Origin of the sequence: Paenibacillus sp. SYP-B3998, assembly GCF_010820665.1 — a bacterium.
Lineage (GTDB): Bacteria > Bacillota > Bacilli > Paenibacillales > NBRC-103111 > Paenibacillus_E.
Genome location: NZ_JAAIKC010000001.1, coordinates 355,842 through 375,102 on the forward strand (window position 1 = coordinate 355,842; position 19,261 = coordinate 375,102).

General features: G+C 42.6%; 11 protein-coding genes. 10 read left to right on the forward strand and 1 reads right to left on the reverse strand.

The genetic code is table 11. The features are described from left to right. Nucleotides 1-12 precede the first annotated feature (12 nt). The 4 genes from GK047_RS01600 to GK047_RS01615 all read left to right on the forward strand — a co-directional run bounded on the left by GK047_RS01600 (nt 13) and on the right by GK047_RS01615 (nt 9,506). On the forward strand, nt 13-7,155 hold the full coding sequence (locus GK047_RS01600; protein WP_163940428.1) for an S-layer homology domain-containing protein: 7,143 nt from the start codon (nt 13-15) through the stop codon (nt 7,153-7,155). Nucleotides 7,156-7,535: 380 nt separating this feature from the next. Beyond that, nucleotides 7,536-7,910: a response regulator gene (locus GK047_RS01605; RefSeq protein WP_205516210.1), complete on the forward strand. Its 375-nt coding sequence runs from the start codon at nt 7,536-7,538 to the stop codon at nt 7,908-7,910. Between the two features lie 383 nt (nt 7,911-8,293). Next, entirely contained in the window at nt 8,294-8,893 is a 600-nt protein-coding gene (locus GK047_RS01610) for an ester cyclase (protein WP_240343732.1), read from the forward strand. A 61-nt stretch (nt 8,894-8,954) separates the two neighbouring features. Next, nucleotides 8,955-9,506, forward strand: coding sequence for an NAD(P)H-dependent oxidoreductase (locus tag GK047_RS01615; RefSeq protein WP_163940432.1), 552 nt, complete (start codon nt 8,955-8,957; stop codon nt 9,504-9,506). Nucleotides 9,507-9,607: 101 nt separating this feature from the next. Here the strand turns inward: GK047_RS01615 and GK047_RS01620 are convergent, their stop codons facing one another. Further along, entirely contained in the window at nt 9,608-11,605 is a 1,998-nt protein-coding gene (locus GK047_RS01620; protein WP_163940434.1) for a putative bifunctional diguanylate cyclase/phosphodiesterase, read from the reverse strand. Between the two features lie 981 nt (nt 11,606-12,586). Between GK047_RS01620 and GK047_RS01625 the strand changes: the two genes are divergently transcribed. Genes GK047_RS01625 through GK047_RS01650 form a run of 6 tightly spaced genes read left to right on the forward strand, consistent with a single transcriptional unit; the run spans nt 12,587 to nt 19,196 of the window. Continuing rightward, a complete protein-coding gene (locus GK047_RS01625) occupies nt 12,587-13,372 on the forward strand; it encodes a tyrosine-protein phosphatase (RefSeq protein WP_163940436.1) in 786 nt (261 codons plus the stop codon). A 27-nt stretch (nt 13,373-13,399) separates the two neighbouring features. Next, nucleotides 13,400-14,152, forward strand: coding sequence for a YveK family protein (locus tag GK047_RS01630; RefSeq protein WP_163940437.1), 753 nt, complete (start codon nt 13,400-13,402; stop codon nt 14,150-14,152). After that, the gene (locus GK047_RS01635) at nt 14,145-14,837 is read left to right on the forward strand and encodes a CpsD/CapB family tyrosine-protein kinase (RefSeq protein ID WP_163943538.1); all 693 of its coding nucleotides are present in this window, start codon (nt 14,145-14,147) and stop codon (nt 14,835-14,837) included. Before GK047_RS01630 ends, GK047_RS01635 begins: the two co-directional genes overlap by 8 nt. A gap of 37 nt (nt 14,838-14,874) precedes the next feature. Next, nucleotides 14,875-16,707, forward strand: coding sequence for a polysaccharide biosynthesis protein (locus GK047_RS01640; protein WP_163940439.1), 1,833 nt, complete (start codon nt 14,875-14,877; stop codon nt 16,705-16,707). A gap of 39 nt (nt 16,708-16,746) precedes the next feature. Further along, nucleotides 16,747-18,072, forward strand: a complete 1,326-nt coding sequence (locus GK047_RS01645; RefSeq protein WP_163940442.1) for a flippase — start codon at nt 16,747-16,749, stop codon at nt 18,070-18,072. Then, entirely contained in the window at nt 18,069-19,196 is a 1,128-nt protein-coding gene (locus GK047_RS01650) for a glycosyltransferase (protein ID WP_163940444.1), read from the forward strand. Before GK047_RS01645 ends, GK047_RS01650 begins: the two co-directional genes overlap by 4 nt. The last annotated feature ends 65 nt before the right edge of the window (nt 19,197-19,261 follow it).

Here is a 19,261-nt window from a genome sequence, read left to right on the forward strand (position 1 = left end):
AGGAGCCAAACTGTGTACAGATGGATAAGTAGTTTATTAGTGATGTTAATGCTGTTTATGTACCCTTTTGTGGACATTGTTAGAGCTGCTGGGGAGGATGCGCCATTAGAACTAGATAATGGCATTGTGAAGTTAGTTGTCGATGGCAAAGGGCACTATACGATTAAAACCGTGGCAGGCAACCCGCTCAGAAAAGCCGACGATGATAAATGGTTATTGTTCCAAAATAAGAGTCCGGACACGTCGTTCACGACGTTCCGGATCAATGATGAGGACTACATTTTCGGGGAAGGCTACGGGTTTAGTTTAGCCAGAAAAGCTTCCCTGCAAGGTCAACCAGAAATCCGAGGGAAAGGAATTGTGACGACCTGGGATATTGATGGCGTGGAGATCAAACAAAAGTTGGAGTTAGTGGTGGATAAAAGCAATCCCAACTTCGGAAATGTGTTCATTCAATACACCGTTAATAACAAGACATCGGCCTCTGTTCAAGTAGGCAGCCGCATTCTGCTGGATGTCATGACAGGAACAAACGACGGCGCTGGCATTAAGATCGGGAATCAGTTTATTGATACAGAAAAGCAATTCAAAGGTAGTGAGGTGCCCAAAATTTGGCGCGCAAGCGACAATGAGTTTGCTCCCAATGTAATTTCCTACGGACTTACTAGCGGATGGGGGAATAAAACACCCGATGCGATGACCATTGGCCATTGGCAAGGATTATCCAAATCTGCCTGGGACTATCAAGTGAAGCCGGAGCTCAACTTCACGATTGAATCGGAGTACGGGAAGAAAGATACGGCGGTCGCCTTCTATTGGAATCCGACCCCGCTTCCAAGTGGTGATACAACCGTTTTTGAAACGTATTACGGAATTGGGGAAGTACCGGATAAAGCGTACACGTATAATGTGCAGCTGTCCTCTATTTCCAAGCTGAACGTAAACGATACTTTTAATGGTTATAAAGAAGAAGAATTTGAGATCACGGCTTATGTTGAAAACAACCTGCCGGGATCAACGGAGGTTTATGGTTTAACGGCTTCCATTAGCTTCGAAAAAGGGATTCAACTTGTTAAAGGCGAGGAAACTACGAAGGTGAAGAGGCTTCTCAAAGTAGGCGAGCAGCAAGCATTTACTTGGAGAGTCAAGGCTTTGCCGCAAGATATTTACAAGATGGAAAAGTACCGGGTTGATGTGTACGATGAAAGGCATATCGAGCCTGACGGCAAGGTCAACACTTCCGAGATTTATAGTACAAGCCGTTTTGTACTGCTGCCGAGTGTAGATGGAGGACCGCCGAAGACGCATTACAACACCGTGAGTCCAGACAAGCTCTACTATAGCGGTAAACGTTCGTTCACGATCAAAGGAACGGGCTTCGAAATGTTCAAGGACACGAATAAATGGAAGCTGCTGCTGCAAAATGCGGCAACCAAGGACGAATTCAAAGTGCCGTCCAATCAAATTTCGGTGCCCGATGATACGACAATTTTGGCCACTTTAGAAGACGAACTGCCTGTCGGGGAGTATAAGATTATTGTCGAAAAGAACGATAACACAAGAACGGAATTGCCGTTCAAGCTGATGTTCTCCAAAGACAAAAAATATATTTCCAGAAATTACGGAATACTGGCGGTTCTCAAAGATTATGAGCTGAATAGCTCAAATGGAGAGCCGAAATACTTCTATCGCCTCTTGCCGCTTAAGAATGAAGAGCAGCTTGAGCAGCTGAAAGCAAGCTTGCCTAAGGGCGAAAAAGCAGAGAAAAGCGTGCTCTTGACCGTGAAAGGCGATATTCGCGAGGTTCTCACGCCTGCGGGGAAATTGTCCAAGTATTTGGTCTACTCCGCTCACAAAAAGGCGATTATTAACGATGTTATGACGTATAGCTCGCCTGTTCCGATGATTATTTCGGATAATAAGCAGCAGGTGCTGAATATAGATCCTGCTCATAAGTTCGATTTCGATTTCAAGAAGAATCCGGAACTCGGTGATAGCTTCCAATGGAAACCGGAGCCTATAAGCGGAGCGCTTCAGCAAGGGACCAATGTGATTCCAGATATGGGCGCTGATCTGGGGTTGCCCGAGTTTGGCTTCGACCGAGCCTTTAAAGCTACAAACACAGGATTCGATATTGATTACCCTTATAACTCGGGTCAAGCTGGCATGAATAAAGATCAATTGAACCAGTTGAAGAAAACGTACGTGTATATTCAAGGGCAGGGCTTGCTAGGCGTTAATGCCAAGAACGGCTTTGATTTCTGGTATGACAACTTCTCCATCGCGCTGGAGGACGGTCACAAATACACGTTGGAAGGTGATCGTGAAAAAGCGAAGGATGAAATGATCGTTGTTCATATGGATGGCGTCGGCAAATTCCTGAACGTCATGCTGTCTGGCTTGCCGATCGATATTAATGAACTGGTCCTGGCCAATCATGAGGACAAAGATATGCTTTCCTTTGGCGCCAAAGTGTCATTACCGTTTCTGGGAGGTAAGAAGGGCGAGGGCGAAGAGGAATCCAAAGGAGCACTTTCCATTGATGCCAAAGATATCTTTTTCTCCAGAAAAGGGTATGAAGGATTGATCGCAGAAGGGGAGCTATCTTTATCCAATTTCGGTATGGTCAAGGGTATAGAAGCCAAAGTAGGCGTTGACACGTTCAATGGCAAATATAATGTAGACGGATCTGCAGAAATAGGTGTTGTCAAAGCGGAGGTTAGCTTCGAAATTGTTCGTGAACGCCAAAATGATACGTGGTATTTAAACAAGCTTGTGTTGTCAGGCGAAGGCGATCCTGGTATCCCTGTTGTTCCAGGCAGTGTTTATGTCACGAAGCTTGGCGGCGGCGTAGAAAATTTGGCTGAACTGACCAATCCGTATTATGGCGGAGCGGAAATTTTTACGGTTGTCGTGCTGAGCGACATCAGTGCAGTTAAAGTATTCAAGGGTGAGTTTGAAGGTAAATTCAACCGCAGAAAAATGCGTATTGACGGTAATTTGGACGTTGCTAGCTTGCCAATCTTCAAAACTGCTTATCTGGAGGCTTCCTGGGATACAGGGACAGATGAGAGCTTCTATGTGACGGGCGGAGGCACCATCGATATTTTGGATGGGTTAATTGAAGGTGGCGGCAGCGTTTATATTTCCGATAAACGATTTGACGGAAGAGCGTATATTGAGCTGAAAATTCCGAACTCGGTTCCATTTATTGGTGGAGAAACGCTGGCGAAAGCTTCAGCGGGCATTAACGATGAAGAAGTTTGGGCGGCGGCACAGATTAATCTACTGCTCGTGTCTATCGAGCTTTCTGCCGATTATTATTGGTCTGGAGGTTTGGAGGTAGGGGTTGATATCGCATCGTCTGATCCCCGATACGTGCCTCGCATGGACCGTCCTCAGGGCATATACGAGATGCCAGTCAAAGACGGAGATAAAGAGGGCACGATGGTGTACGGTACGAATATGCGCATTATTGGCAGCTCGAAGCCGACATCTACACTGGCATCACTTGGCGGGAACCTTGGCTTGAATGAGTCTCCTGTTTATGGTACGGGCTCAGCTCTTGCAGTAACGAATGGTAAAAAGACACATGCGTTTACGATGGATGGCTCGAGCAGCTATTTAGTTGAAATGGCCTACGAGGGAACCCTTCCCAACGTGAGTGTAACAGATCCGGGTGGTGCATCGATAGATCTCGTAGAGAAAGGAAACTATTTCATTCGTAAAGCAACTGTGGCTGGTGTGGAAAAGCAGTTCATGGTCATTGCTTTTGAGAAGCCGGCTGCAGGTGTATACACGTTGAATTCTGACCAAGAGGTCGAAACGAAGTTGGCGCAGGTGCTTCCCGTGCCGAAGCTGAAAGGTGCGAGCGCTGCGCTTACAGCTGACAACAAGTTGAAGCTGAATTGGAGCGGTGAGCATTACAAAGAATCCGCTAATGCCGAGGATGCGTCAAAGCTAATTATTTCGTTGTCAACGGAGGAGAAAAATGTAGGCAGAGTGATTGCTACTGTGGATCCGAAGACAGGCGGGCAGACAATTGCCATTCCAGAGGATATGCAGACAGGTGATTACTACGTACATTTCGGTCTCTCAACGAAGAAAATGTCTTATAGCGAGTTGGACTCCGAGAAGCTGCACATCGTGAATCCGAAAGCTCCGGCGGCCGTTAGTTCGGTGAAGGGCGTGAAGAACGGCAACGGCATGCTGCGAGCGAGCTGGCCAGCTAGCGTAGACCCTGCAACAACGGGGTACAACATTGACGTATTCGACACGAACGGCAAGGCTATTGAGAAGTTCGGTACGGCTTATGTCGATGCGAAAAAGGCAACTAAGGATAAAGATGGGAATTTGAATGTAGTCATCGGAGGCACATACAAAGAGCATCTACCGAAAGATTTCTTTAAAGATCCGAGTAAGAATAACAAAACGCCTGAAGTATTGGGACTAGAAACAGGCAAATCTTATAAAATCGGCATTACGCCAGTACGCAAAGAGGCTGATGCAACAGATAGTATGAAGAGCAAAACGTATTATGGAGCTACGACGATCAGCACGCAGGTTGATTTGCCAAAAGCGAATCCTCCGCAGATAACTGTCGGAGTTGTTGGGAAAACGACTGAAGCAACGCCGATCAACGATACGGAAACAGTTAAAAATGTCAAGGATATAACCTCTTTGACAACGCTCGGTGTTAAGGAACGCGATGTTAAGCTCAAGCTTAGCGCGGAGGAAGAAGTTACGGCTGATATTTATGTGGATGCTGTTAAATCGAGTAAACAAATGAAAGGCAAGTTAGACGAACTCATGCTGTACCAACTGACGGACGGCAATCATATTGTGGATATCGTTGCCAAAAATAAAGATGGAGATATAACGGTGAAGCGACTGAAGTTCATCGTGGATACCAAAGCTCCGGTCTTATTACTGGATAACCCTACAACAGATTCCATTGCTCTAGGCGGGAAGGCAGAGATTCTAGGAAGGACGGAAGCGGGATCTAAGGTGGTTATTGACGGTCAGGAAGTTACCACTGACGACAAAGGATATTTCCATACTTCGATTCCGTTAAGCAATCAGTTCAAGAGTCAAATTCAAATCGCTTCAACTGACGCTGTTGGCAATAAGACGACTTCTCAGTTGCAAGTTATCAACGGAGCGATTAGGCCGTTGAAGAAAGTACACTTGACTCCGAATGTGGAGAAAATGAAAGCCGGAGAGTCTGTACAGCTTCAGCTTACTGGGATTCAAAATGATGCTGCGGGGACCGAAATGGTCATTGATCCCGAATATGTGAAATGGGAGTTTATGGAGGGCAGCTCCATTGCTAACGTGGACGCGACCGGGAAACTTACAGTCAATCAGGAAGGCGATGTCGTTCTTCTCGCTTCTTATCAGGTGACTGACACGTATGCATTCCAGGATGCGGTTGTCGTGAAAGTTGGTTATGTTTCGGATATCAAACCGGTTAGTAAAGTGAAATTGTCTCCACAAGTACAGAAAATGTATATTGGAGATTCAATTAAGCTAGATCTTATTGGTGCCAAAGATGATAGTACCGAAGTCATACTCGATGAGACCAGAGTAAAGTGGGAACTTGTGCAAGGCGAAGATATCGCGAGTATCGATCGTAAAGGTAACTTGTCTGCTCACGGAGAGGGAAATGTAAAAATACGCGCTTCCTACAAGCTGAGCAACGGAAGTCTTACACAGGATGAAATCACGGTTAAGGTAGAAAAGAAACCGCAGATTATGCTACTTACTGGTGTAAAGATATCGCCAAAAATCGAGAAGATGAGAGCCGGGGAATCACGCCAGCTTAAGCTTACAGGCGTTCAGAAAGATGGAACCGAAGTTGTGCTCGATTCAAGTAAAATAAACTGGGTACTGGAAAAGGGCAGTTCAATCGGCTCCATCGATACGTCAGGCAAATTGACAGTCCATGAAGCTGGCGAAGTAAGTATTCTTGCCTCCTACACGTTGGATGATAAGACGGTTATGCAGGCTAGTATGACGATCAAAGTCGAGAAAGATGCTAAAGATGAATCCGACAAACCGAATCCGACTTCCCCGACCTCTCCTCCTGTCGAGGTTGGCAAGAAGGATAAGGAATTGGAAGAGCAGCTCAAACAAGCTCTTGAGCAAATGAAGACGCAAGGGATGACGGAAGCAGGTATTTTCGATCTTTATCCGGATACTGATTTGCGCGGTAAGCGAGTTGAAGAAGTGACCATTTCTGTGAATAAAGGAACGGTTAGCGAAGCAGATAAATTGTACGTTGGTAAAGTAACCGATGCCACTAAATTAATAAATGACGAGGAAAGTCGCAGCAAAAAAGCGATTACTAGCATTTATGAGTTGGGTATCGTCAAGAATGGTAAGAATGTGAGCAAGCCCGTTGAGGTGAAGTTCCACTATGACACAGGGCGCGTTCAGAATTCGAGCGGTTTGGCAGTTTATCGATACAATGAATATATGCACAAATGGGAAGTCGTACAGGGGACTGTCGATTCCGCTACTGGCGAGGTTGCAGTGAATATTAATCGTCTAGGCAAATATGCACTATTCAATGTAGACGCTCCTTTCAAATTTACTGACCTCTCCAAAGATAGATGGTCCGCTGCCAGCGTTTATGCCCTGCAGTCGTTGGGTATCGTTGATGGCGTTTCAAGAGGGAACGGCTTATTCTATGAGCCGGAGCGCAGTATCTCACGGGCAGAATTTATTAAATTGCTTCTTGCAGCGAAGAAGCTGCCTGTTCAAGTGGGTAATTTGGAAAGTGATTTCAAAGATTGGAATAAGGTTCCGGACTGGGCTAAACCGTATATGTATACCTCCATCCTTCATAATATAATGGGAGGCCGCAAGACGGATAATGGCCTTGTACTAGATAGCGAGACACCGGTAACGCGAGCAGAAGCCGTTACGCTTCTTGGCAGAGTGTTGGAGAGTAAAAATGCTTCAGCCGCGCATGCACAATCGTTTGCAGATGCAGCGGACATACCGGATTATGCGCGAGTTTATGCTGATCAAATTCGTCAAAAGGGACTGCTGAACGGGTATGAAGACGGAACATTCAGACCTAACAATCCTATGACGCGTGAAGAAACAGCTGCATTGATTTACAGATTAATTAGTCATCTAGACATGTAGAGATGTAGGCATATTGTCGATGAAGCAGCAAGTAAATAAAAATGGGATAGATCCTTTGGGATCTGTCCCATTTTTTAATTTGTGAGGACATTCTGCGCAACGTAGCGCGAGGTTTACAAAGGTTGGAACCCCATATTCCTCCCTCCTCATGCACACATCAATGCATCCGCAGAAGAGAATTAATAGCATTCGGGCCTGAGAGAAATTTGAGAGAATGGTTTAGTAAAATAGGTATTAACCCACATGATGACACGCTCCCTTTAGTCAAGGTCGGAGAGTCCTTTATAGATTTGAGTGAGGAGCGTCAACTGCGTATTCAGGAAATAATTTTTTGAATGTACGTTGTCAGAAAGCATGTAGTCCGCATGAGAAGGAGCTTGATGATTGTGAAGGCTAAAATAATGATTGTGGATGATGCCGCATTTATGAGAGCAATGTTAAAAGATATCTTAACAACCTTAGACTATGAGGTCGTGGCGGAAGGCAGCAGCGGTCTTGAAGCCGTACATTTGTATAGACGGTTGAAACCCGATTTAGTGACGATGGACATAACAATGCCAGAAATGGATGGGATCACAGCACTTAAAGAAATTAAACTATTCGATTCGCAAGCAAAAGTGATTATGTGCTCCGCTATGGGGCAACAAAAATTGGTAGTCGAGTCGTTCCAAGCAGGGGCTAAAGATTTTCTCGTTAAGCCTTTTAATAAGGATAGAATCGTTGATGCTATTGGAAAAGTATTAATATCAAAGTAAAGCTTGAATTCGTTCTATGAAAGCAATAAGGGCGAAAACTCAGCGCTTAATATGCTATATGTTGAATTAGTAGGAACTAAAAAAGAGTAAACTGCCGCGGCAGTTTACTCTTTTTTTGAAACGAGCCCCAAATTCTCAATTAGAATTAAACAGGATTTCTCTTTTTGTATCAAAAAAGTATCATTTAGGTAACTATATGAATTTAATATCACTACTTCCGAAAATGAAATTACTTCATATATAATAGGTGAACCGACCCGATCTCATTTGTAAAGAGGAGGTGACTATCTGCCGTTGGCACTTTGCAAACGGGCGCATTCTTCGGAGTTGGATGATACGCCATTAAAAGATAAGGGAGCAACAATATGCGTTTACAAATAAGAATGAAGAAAACAATGACCAGTATGGCTATTCTCTGTGGGATTGTTATTCTAATGACTGCATGCAGCGGTACGAAAACAACAGCTTCTGCGACTAAGACATATGAGCAATCCCAAACCGATATTCAATTGTTACAGGATCTTCCCCAACCTAAGTCGATGACAATTGATCCTTCCTTGACTCCTAAAGAAGCAACCGCAATCGTTCAAGTTGCGCAGCATTTCTACGCATTTTGGAATACTGGCAATGAGGAACTCATTTCACAAACGGTTGCGCCTAGCTTCATCGACAACACGTTACCCAAGGGAAGACCACAAGGTCCAGAGGGTTTGAAATTTGCCTCCCGCGGCTTTCGTCATGCTGTTCCTGACTTGCAGTGTACGATCGAAGATTTATTGGTAGTTGGCGACAAGGTGACAGCCCGTCTTGCATTCACGGGCACACATCAGGGTGAATTTATGGGAAGTAAGCCAACAGGCAAACCCGTTCAATTCTTTGCTATCGATATTTTACATATCAAGGATGGGAAGGTCGTGGAGGATTGGCACTTAGAGGACAATCTGACCTTGATGCAGCAACTTGGGGTAGTACCTGTCAATTAAGCGATTTTGAACGGGTGCTTATCGAAACTAAACAATGTTAACACAAAAGGAGAAGAAGCAGATGAAAAACATCCTAATTATTAATGGTCATCAGAAATACGGTTCAACAGAAGGTAAATTAAACCAAACGTTGGTAGACCGTATGCAGACTCTATTAAGTGAGAAGCACCATATACAAACAACGATTATTCAAAACGGTTATCGCATCGAGGAAGAACAACAGAAGTTTCTGTGGGCGGATATTATCATTTACCAAACCCCTATTTATTGGTTTAGTGTTCCGGGTTTATTTAAAACGTATATGGATGAAGTTTATGCGTATGGGGTGTTTTTTAAAGGATCTGATGAATATGGAAGAGGTGGACTATTAACTGAGAAAAAATATATGTTTTCGACGACATGGAACGCTCCTGAAAAAGCATACAACGATCCCACACAGTTTTTTGAAGGTAGAGATGTAGAAGAAGCGATAAGTCATTTGCATCGCGTACAGGAATTTCTCGGAATGAAACCTCTAAAGAGCTTCACTTGTTATGATGTCATCAAAAATCCAAATATAGATAAGTTCTTATCCGAACTTGAAGTTCATCTGCAAGAGGTAATCGAGCAATAATTCGCTTTACGTAGTTCTATTCAGACAGTAAGTACGAAGCTTTGAGAACCCACATTAAAAGTGGAACTCAAGGCTTCTTTTTTTACAAGCAAAAACGTCATTTATTCCTGCGATAGGATCAGGCTTAACAATTCATCGGGTGGAACAGGTTTACTAAAATAGTAGCCTTGATAATAATCACAGTCTATTTCCCTAATTATGTCCAACTGTTCCTTCAGTTCCACGCCTTCAATGACGATTACAATCCCCAATGTTTTGGCCATGGTTGTTATCGAATTTAAGATGATTCGGTTTTTCAGATCATACGGAAGACTTTCTGTGAATGTTTTATCAAGCTTGACTTCGTCAAAATTCAGCCGTGAAAAATAATGAATGGACGAATAACCAACCCCGAAATCGTCAAGTGAAAAAGAGAAGCCGTGATTTTTCAAAAGCTGTATAGATTCATGAACTCTTTCGATATTGCTGATGAGCGTGGACTCCGTGATTTCGAACGTAACGAATGCCGGATTTATGTCATAATGGGCGGCAGTCGTCTTAACTAATTGCACGAAATTAGGCTCCATTAACTGAGAGGGCGATAAATTAATCGACAATCCAATGGAAACATGGTCTTTTGTCTGAATCTTCCTAAGGAAAGAGAACGTCGTTTTCATCACATGATAGCCGATTTCATGGATAAGTCCCAGTTGTTCGGCCAATGGAATGAAAATTTCTGGTGAAATATAAGTTCCGTGATGATTCCAACGAATTAAAGCTTCTGCACCTACTATGCGGTTATGAAGTAAGGAGACTTTAGGCTGGTAAACGACTTCCCATACATGCTCATCTGAAGCCTCACGAAGGGCATTTTCCAAGGATAATCGTTGTTTAAGAATTTGGAACATTTCATCGCTATAATAAGCAATCGGTTGTTTCTGAATGAAAGCAGATTGGGAGGCTAGCTCCATTTCTTGTATGAGTATATCGAACGTTTTTGGAGCTGTTGACCATTCCGTTGCTCCAATATAGGAGTCGAAGCTTCTACCAAAGAAGCGGTTGGCGTTAAACATCTCTTGAATATTGCTTATTAAGCCTTGACCTGTCTCATGATCGCCAAAGTGTACAAGAATGAAACGATCTGAGTAAAATCGATAAATTTCATCTTTTACGATACATAGTTTTTTAAGTCGCAAAGCAACTTCAAATAAAGTAGAGTTTCCCTTTTCGTAACCTACAAAATTACTGAAAGCTTTGAAGTTATGTAAATTAATTAAATAAAATTGAATCTGCACCAATGAGCTTGCGCGCCAGTTCGAACGAAAGGTAGTAAGATCCTCTTGCAAATGATAAACGTTTTTGATTTGCGTGATTTGATCGAAATAGGCAAGCCATGTGATCCGCCTCTCTGCCTCAAGTAATCGATCATTTTTTAATTGGATCCGCTGGATATTGTCCAAAATATGAATTGAATAAATTTCGCAGTAATACACAAAAAAACCGACAATTAACAGCATGGAGAGTGCGAGGTCAAGCGTAAGCGTGAAATGAAAGCTAATCCATGGATTTAAGTTATTAATGATAATAATGATAATAATGATACTGATCCCGCTCAATAAATAGAGAAGGCCTACATGCGCTGCTTTTCTGTTGTGCTTTAAAGCCGCTTTAGCAAATAAAATCGACATGGTAGAAAATAGACCCAAGGAGAAATTCAGTATGGTGTGCAGAGGTAACTTGAGCCAAAAGCAGACAATAACAGCTGAAATAAGGAGAATGCTTGCGGGAAAAAGGGGGATGAAATGAAATTTCTTTTTCTTGAATAGATCGATGGCACCGATCAAAAGAATACTGACAATTAACGCTGTAAAACACATGATTTCAAGTACAACTCTATGGTGTTCTGAGTTATTTTGATATAAGAAGGAAAGCACGATCACCATGCAAAAGATAATCCAAATCATTGAAAAAGCGATAATATTATCAACAAAATGAATATGTTCAGCCTGTTTACCATTTTTAATCTCACAATACGCAAAAAAAACATACATCGATAACGATAGGATGGTCAATATCACAATGAGTACTTCGAACTGATCGAAAATCTGAGAGATAGACATTTTGATTGCCTCGCGCAAGAAGGTTATTTTTGTAAATGTTTCAACAAACTTTTTACTATCTTAGCATAAATACTCGAATTTTGTTTACTTTTTTCCAAATTAAATACAATTTACGTTAATTTATGGTTATTTCGAGTGGCGCTGAATAAAACGAGCCTCAGAATCGCATCTAAGGCGTGTGTGCTTTCTGTAAGTCCCTATTTATCTGATCTCCTTCTTATTGATCCTCTATTAGCTGAAGATTTAGCCACTCGCCGGAGTGGTTTTTTTGACTTCAACCGGATATCCATAATCGTTTTTAAATGATAACGAGCATTTGAATTGGATTCAATTGTCCTAACAATCGTAATTTTCTATCCAATCTATCCTGAAAATCATCCGAAATCGAAGCTATTTGAGTTCGATTTTATGAAAATAGCAAAATTGTATGTATAAAAAACGAACTAATCCATGCAATTTGGAATAAAAAGATAGCAAGAATTATCTGAAAATTGATTTGTATGACCTAGACATAGGACGTCTAGCAGGGGAGCCATTCATCTCATCAGTGTTTTCCAATTCACACCATGCAGGTATGTGTTGTCAGGAGTCAGCTAACCTAAAGACCTAGTCTTAGTGTGATTGGCCTAAAATGTGATTTAAAACAAGAGTCGAACAGCTGAGGATTATTAGGTAAGAACCTTTTATTTATACGCTCTAGTTGAGGATTTTCTATATTCCTAATTGCTGGCGGATTAATATTACATTTAAATGCATAAAAACAATTACAAAACCTATATATGTAAAAATATGTATATTAAATTTTAGTTTTTACCCTAAATAATGGATTATAATTACCAAAAATCATAATTAATTAACAATTAATTGGACTTTAAATAATCTTATAAGACTAAGTAATACACAACTATGCTCCCTGATCGCCTGAAAAAATATATGTCATAATTTAGATATAGTCAGGATCAGGCGGGAGGAAGAAGCAGGTTGATCGATATCCATAGCCATATTCTACATAACTTGGATGATGGGCCTAGAACGATGGAGCAATCGCTCGAACTCGCTCTGATGGCCGTTCACGAAGGAGTTTCGACTATTATAGCAACACCTCATCATCGAAATGGAAGCTATATGAATGCTGCAGATTCCATAATAGAGGCAGCATCTCTTTTCCAGGAGCAATTGATCAAGAATCATATACCATTGACGGTTTATCATGGACAAGAGATTCGTGTGTATCCGCAAATGATCGACGATTATGAAGGAAATTCGTTATTAACGCTCCATGGATCTTCCTACATGCTGATCGAATTTCCGCCGTCCAAGCTGCCTGAAAGAATTGATGAGATATTTTACGAACTATCGCTGTTACATATTACACCGATTATTGCTCATCCAGAACGAAATAGAGAGATTGCGGATCAACCGGATAAATTATTCCGTCTAGTGGAGCAAGGTGCATTAAGCCAGATAACTTCCCATTCTATCAATGGCCTATTCGGACCCAGTGTTCAGTCTTTATCTTTGGAGCTCTGCCGTAGGAATCTCGTACATTTCCTTGCATCGGATGTTCATGATGCCATTCATAGGCCTTTTCATTTGCAACAAGCTTATAGGACTGTGGAGAATTTGCTTGGAGGTGATTACGTTAAGTACTACCAACAAAACGCGGAGCGTTTAATCCGTCATACAGAAATTGAAAGATGGAAGCCTATTGCAAAGACGCGGAAAGGATTTCCTTTAAATATAATTTCAAGAATATTCAGTCTATAAAGTTACGCATGAATGGAGAATGCATACATGTCAAGAGAACTGGACCTAAAAATGCTTACGGGCATACTACGAAAGAGGATATGGTTAATTGTTCTCATTGTAGTCTTAAGCTGTACGGCAACAGGAATTATCAGTTATGTATTCATAAAACCTACTTATCAGGCTTCAACGAAGTTGATTATTAATTCGTCAGCCGATCAAACGGGACTTGTGAAGCTGGATTTAAATGCGGTAAACACGAACATATCGCTCATCAACACATACAAAGAAATTATTAAAACGCCGGCCATCATGGATATTGTCTCCAAGGAACATCCTGATTTTGGAATGACATCGGATCAATTGATCGACAATATTAGGCTGAGTTCGGTGAATGAGACCCAAGTACTTACGATCTCCATCCAAGATCCCTCCTACGAAAAAGCATCAAAAATTGTAAATGCTGTATCTCAAGTGTTTAAAAGTCAAATACCACGGATTATGAAAGTAGATAATGTTATTCTTTTGAACCAAGCCGATTCGGCTAAACTTCCGAAGCCAGTTAAGCCGAATCCCAATTTAAATATTGCGCTGTGCTTTCTAGTCTCGATAATGCTTTCCATCGGTTCTGTATTCTTGCTGGAATACTTTGACGATTCGATAAAAACGGAAGCTGATGTCGAACGTTATCTTGGGCTGCCAACCTTGGCCATGGTCACACAGATGGGCGAAGGGGATCTGAAAAGGCACGGGGAAAACATGTCCTCAAGGGGGAAAGTTGGTGAATTATCCAATGTCTAGATCCGTTAAGCAGCGCCCTATCATTACTAACCTTAATCCGAAATCGCCTATTTCTGAGGTCTATCGAACGTTACGAACGAATATTCAATTTTCATCTGTGGATATGCACTATCAAACTTTAATGATTACCTCTTCAGGACCCATGGAAGGAAAATCGACAACGATTAATAATTTGGCGGTTGTATATGCACAGACGAATAAAAAGGTACTGCTGATTGATGCGGATCTACGCAAGCCAACCGCACATCATACCTTCAGAATTTCGAATCGGCATGGTCTTACAGACATGATTACGAATCAATGCTCGCTCGATATGTCGATTAAGGAAACAGACATTCAGAATCTTTCTGTAATGACAGCGGGGACGATCCCTCCGAATCCTTCGGAGATTCTGGCATCCCAGAAAATGAGCGGGCTGCTGGAAGAATTAAAAGAGAAGTTTGACTTCATTTTGATTGATACGCCTCCAGTGTTGGCAGTAAGCGATGCGCAAATTATCGCGACTAAATGTGACGGCGTCATTCTCGTTGTGGATGCTGGGAGGGTCAAGCGCGAGGTAGTGCTTAAAGCCAAAAGTTCTCTGGAATTTGTAAAAGCCCACATATTGGGAGTGGTGCTCAACAAGATATCTCAGAAGGAATCCGTCAATCCCTATTTCTATTACGGAGGAGAGGAAAGCCAATAATACGAGTTGATTTTCAACAAAATGATGGAGGGATATTATGAATTACTCAAAAAGAACGGGCATTTTGGTCATAATTGATCTTTGCCTGGTTTGGCTCAGCGTATATTCCGCATTCTACTTTTCTTACCGAAGCGCTATTCCTGCAGAGCAGGTTCAGCTTTGGCTATTATACAGCAGTATTTCATCCATAGTGAGTACGATATGTATGTTTCTTTTTAAGTTATATAACCGAATTTGGCAGTATGCCAGCATCGGAGAGCTGATTTCCATTGCCAAAACGGTCGTGGTCAGCACGCTAGCTTCTTACCTAATTACGAACGTAATCGTTACGAATGACATTCCATTATCTATGTTTATTCATACGGCTGAGACGATGTTGTTACTGCTTGGTGGGAGTCGGTTTGTATGGAGGGTATTTTGCGATAAATTTGGAGTTAAAAAAGTAATGGGTACCGATATGCCTAAGAAAGCACTCATCGTCGGTGCAGGCAGTTGTGGAACGCTTTTTGCTAAGGAACTTAAAAATAATGAAAATTACCACTCTGTACCGTTTGCTTTTGTCGATGACGACCCCTACAAACAAAATCTGCAGGTATATAATCTACCTGTTCTAGGGGGCAGTAAAGATATTCCTGCTATCGTAGAAAAGTACGGTATCGATGAAGTGATTATTGCGATGCCCTCCGTATCAAAGGCGCAAACGACCTTGATTATTAACATTTGCAAAACAACGAAAGCGCGATTGAAAATTATTCCTCATTTGCAAGAAATTATTTTGGGCAAGACAACGCTAAACCAAGTACGCGATGTTCAGGTAGAGGATTTGCTCGGTAGAGATCCGATTAGAATCGATCTGGATGGCATTGCGAATTATGTGGAAAATAAAATCGTCCTAGTCACTGGTGCGGGTGGTTCCATAGGTTCCGAGCTTTGCCGGCAGATTGCGCCCTTCCAACCTAAAAAGCTGCTGCTGCTGGGTCACGGTGAAAACAGTATTTATACGATTGAAATGGAGATGAGAAGGCTCGCGCCGGAGTTGCAGTTGGAAACCATTATTGCCGATGTGCAGGATCGCTCGAGATTGGAGGAACTGTTTATGACTCATCAACCCCAAGTTATTTTTCATGCGGCTGCTCATAAGCATGTGCCTTTGATGGAGCGTAATCCCTCCGAAGCGATTAAGAACAATGTGTTTGGAACGAGAAATGTGGCAGAGTGCGCTGATATGTTTCACGCTGAACGTTTCGTCCTCATCTCTAGCGATAAAGCGGTAAATCCAACAAGCGTTATGGGAACTACCAAGCGAATTGCTGAAATGCTCATTCAAAGCTTGGACAAACAAAGCCAAACCAAATTTGTCGCTGTACGTTTCGGTAATGTGCTCGGATCAAGAGGAAGTGTGATTCCCATGTTCAAGGAACAAATTCAACGAGGCGGACCGGTTACGGTCACCCACCCGGAGATGGTTCGTTATTTTATGACGATTCCAGAGGCCGTACAGTTGGTCATTCAAGCAGGTGCATTTGCGCAAGGTGGAGAGATTTTCATTCTAGATATGGGTACCCCTGTCAAAATTTATGATCTAGCTGCCGATTTGATCCGTCTATCCGGCTACGAACCTCAGGTTGACATCCACATTCATTTCTCAGGCATGCGTGAAGGAGAGAAATTATATGAGGAGCTGTTGACGAACGAGGAGGGAATATCCTCCACGGTGCATGACAGGATCTTCATCGGAAAACCAATGAATATTAACCGGACAGAGCTTGAGTTCGAGATCCGTAAGCTGGAAAAAGTGCTCGGTAATGGTCAGAAGGAAATTCGCGAAGTGCTTAAACATTTGGTCCCGAGTTATAGTAACGTATCTTAACCCAAGTTTAGATCATACCATGAATAAAAGAAGGTAGTTATGAACCCAAATAATGCTCAACCAGAAACGAATATTTCTAGAAAACTGGCAAAAAGCGGTTCATTATCTTTTCTGCTCAATGTTGCAGGTGTGGGCCTTGCTGTGCTCATGCAGGTAGTGCTTGCCAGAGTGCTTGGCGTTACGAGTTACGGCAACTATGCCTATGTGATGACGGTGATAACCTTCCTTGTATTTCCCGCCAATCTTGGGTTTGATACGGCGATTATGCGGTATGTCTCATCCTATAAATCGAATCATTTATGGGGAGAAATTAAAGGTCTTTTACGCAGAGCGAATCAACTGACATTCATCGTTTCAATAACCATTATGGTGATTAGCGGAGTGGTTATCTATGTGATGTACAGGAACAATCAAGGCGAATTATACAGCACATTCTTAGTTGGCTTGTTGATTATCCCTCTGATGGCTGCATCCAGCTTAAGACAAAGCTCGCTTCTTGCTTTAAAAGAAGTGATGTTCGCCCAGTTTCCGGAGAAAGTGATGCGGCCTGTATTCTGCATCTTAATTTTACTCGCCTACAAGGCTGTCTTTCATGTGCAAGCCAATGCCTACGAAGCCATGGTTATCTTCCTCACTTCTATGCTGCTATCGTTTGGATTCGGAGCTTGGGTGTTACATCGCAAGCTAACACCAAGCACGAAGCTGCAGCCAGTAAAGTACCACACCAAGACTTGGGTCTCGGAATCCATGACGCTCATGGTGAATTCAGGAATGTATCTGATTCTCGGACAGCTAAGCGTTGTTATGATTGGCATGATGCACGGTACGAGCGAGTCCGGTATCTTCTCGGCAACCGTACGAATCGCAACGATGGTATCTTTCGCCATCACATCGATTAATATGATTGCAGCGCCGATCATCTCAGAGTGTTACACCAAAGGTGATATGAAGCAAATGCAAAGAATATGCACCCTCTCAGGCAGATCTGGATTTGTGTTTGCGAGTTTAGTATTCTTGACGGTTCTGTTTTTCGGTCAGTGGCTATTGGGATGGTTCGGTGAGGAATTTAAGGCAGGTCAGTCGGCATTGATTCTCCTGTCCTTAAGTCATCTGGTTCATTCCTACTGTGGGCAATCCGGCACAGTGATGACGATGACCGGGCAACAGCGTGCTTCCAGCCGACTATTGATGATCTCAACCGTGATGAATATTGTTCTAAATCTAGCGCTCATTCCGAGTCTGGGTATGATTGGAGCCGCCATTGCCAATTTAATTTCTACGGCGTTCTGTTACTTTAGCATGATGGTTAAGGTTAAGAAGTCGATGCAGATTACTACGGGTGTCTGGATGTGGAGAACAAGATGAATAAAATAAAAATATTGCATGTGGTCGGAAAAATGGATCCTGGCGGCATCGAAACACTGCTCATGAACATCTATAGGAACATTGATCGGGAACGATACGAGTTTCATTTTGCCGTTCAGTATGTAGATAGGGGATTTTATGATAGCGAAATCGAGGAATTGGGCGGTAAAATACTCATTCAGCCGCATCCAAGGAAGGGATTAAGAGCATTTCAAGAACAATTTATGTCTAATGTCAACAATTATGGACCCTACGACGCTATTCATAGCCATATTTTTCAATTTAGTGGTTATGTTCTCAAAATAGCTGCACAATTACAAATTTCAGTCCGTATTTGCCATAGTCATACGATAATGCCTCAAAAGCGAGCGACTTTCATTCGGAGTCTATATCGGCGGTATATGAGGTCGCTCATCTTCAAACACAGCACGCACATGATTGGTTGCTCCAAATCAGCTTGTGAATCGCTCTTCGGAAACCAATGCTGGCAGGATGCGAGAACGGAATTGATGGCGAATGCGATAAATCTCTCACCCTATGAGCAGTTGCCCCTAGAAAGAAGCGGACTGAGGAAGCGGATTGGCGTAACCGATCCAACTTTGCAAGTTATAGGCCATATCGGTAGATTCAGTGAAGAGAAGAATCATCGATTCCTACTTGAGACGTTTGCGCTTTATGTGGAGCATCATCCAAATACAATGCTCGTGTTGGTAGGAGAAGGCAAACTGCGTAAGGAGATGGAGGGACTAGCTGAAAGCTTAGGAATACGAGAGCAGGTCGCTTTTTTAGGAATTAGAAAAGATATCGCTGAGATTATAGGTGCCTTCGACCTCTTCCTGCTGCCTTCTTTGTATGAGGGTTTAGGGATGGTTGTGATCGAAGCTCAAGCTGGCGGTGTCCCAAGTATTGTATCCGATCATGTTCCGCCGGAAGCTAACCTCAAGTTGGATATGGTACAGCATCTGGGGCTGCAGCCGCAAGTTTGGGTAGCTGGCATCGCGAGGGTTATGAGCCACTCAAGTTCAAGTAGGCCGGATTGGTCGACGAGATATCGTGCCCTACAAAAGCATGGCTATGATATTCACACGAATATCCAAAGGCTGGAGAAGATCTACCATGCCTAACAGGAGTGAAAATCTTCATCAAATGCGAAGGGGTTTAAATCTATTTCAAGGGATTATGATTTGCC

Coding starts and splice junctions, on each gene's coding strand:
- GK047_RS01640 (WP_163940439.1), top strand. CDS start 14,875: ATGAATTACTCAAAAAGAACGGGCATTTTGGTCATAATTGATCTTTGC.
- GK047_RS01615 (WP_163940432.1), top strand. CDS start 8,955: ATGAAAAACATCCTAATTATTAATGGTCATCAGAAATACGGTTCAACA.
- GK047_RS01605 (WP_205516210.1), top strand. CDS start 7,536: ATGATTGTGAAGGCTAAAATAATGATTGTGGATGATGCCGCATTTATG.
- GK047_RS01645 (WP_163940442.1), top strand. CDS start 16,747: ATGAACCCAAATAATGCTCAACCAGAAACGAATATTTCTAGAAAACTG.
- GK047_RS01610 (WP_240343732.1), top strand. CDS start 8,294: ATGAAGAAAACAATGACCAGTATGGCTATTCTCTGTGGGATTGTTATT.
- GK047_RS01620 (WP_163940434.1), bottom strand. CDS start 11,605: ATGTCTATCTCTCAGATTTTCGATCAGTTCGAAGTACTCATTGTGATA.
- GK047_RS01630 (WP_163940437.1), top strand. CDS start 13,400: ATGTCAAGAGAACTGGACCTAAAAATGCTTACGGGCATACTACGAAAG.
- GK047_RS01635 (WP_163943538.1), top strand. CDS start 14,145: ATGTCTAGATCCGTTAAGCAGCGCCCTATCATTACTAACCTTAATCCG.
- GK047_RS01650 (WP_163940444.1), top strand. CDS start 18,069: ATGAATAAAATAAAAATATTGCATGTGGTCGGAAAAATGGATCCTGGC.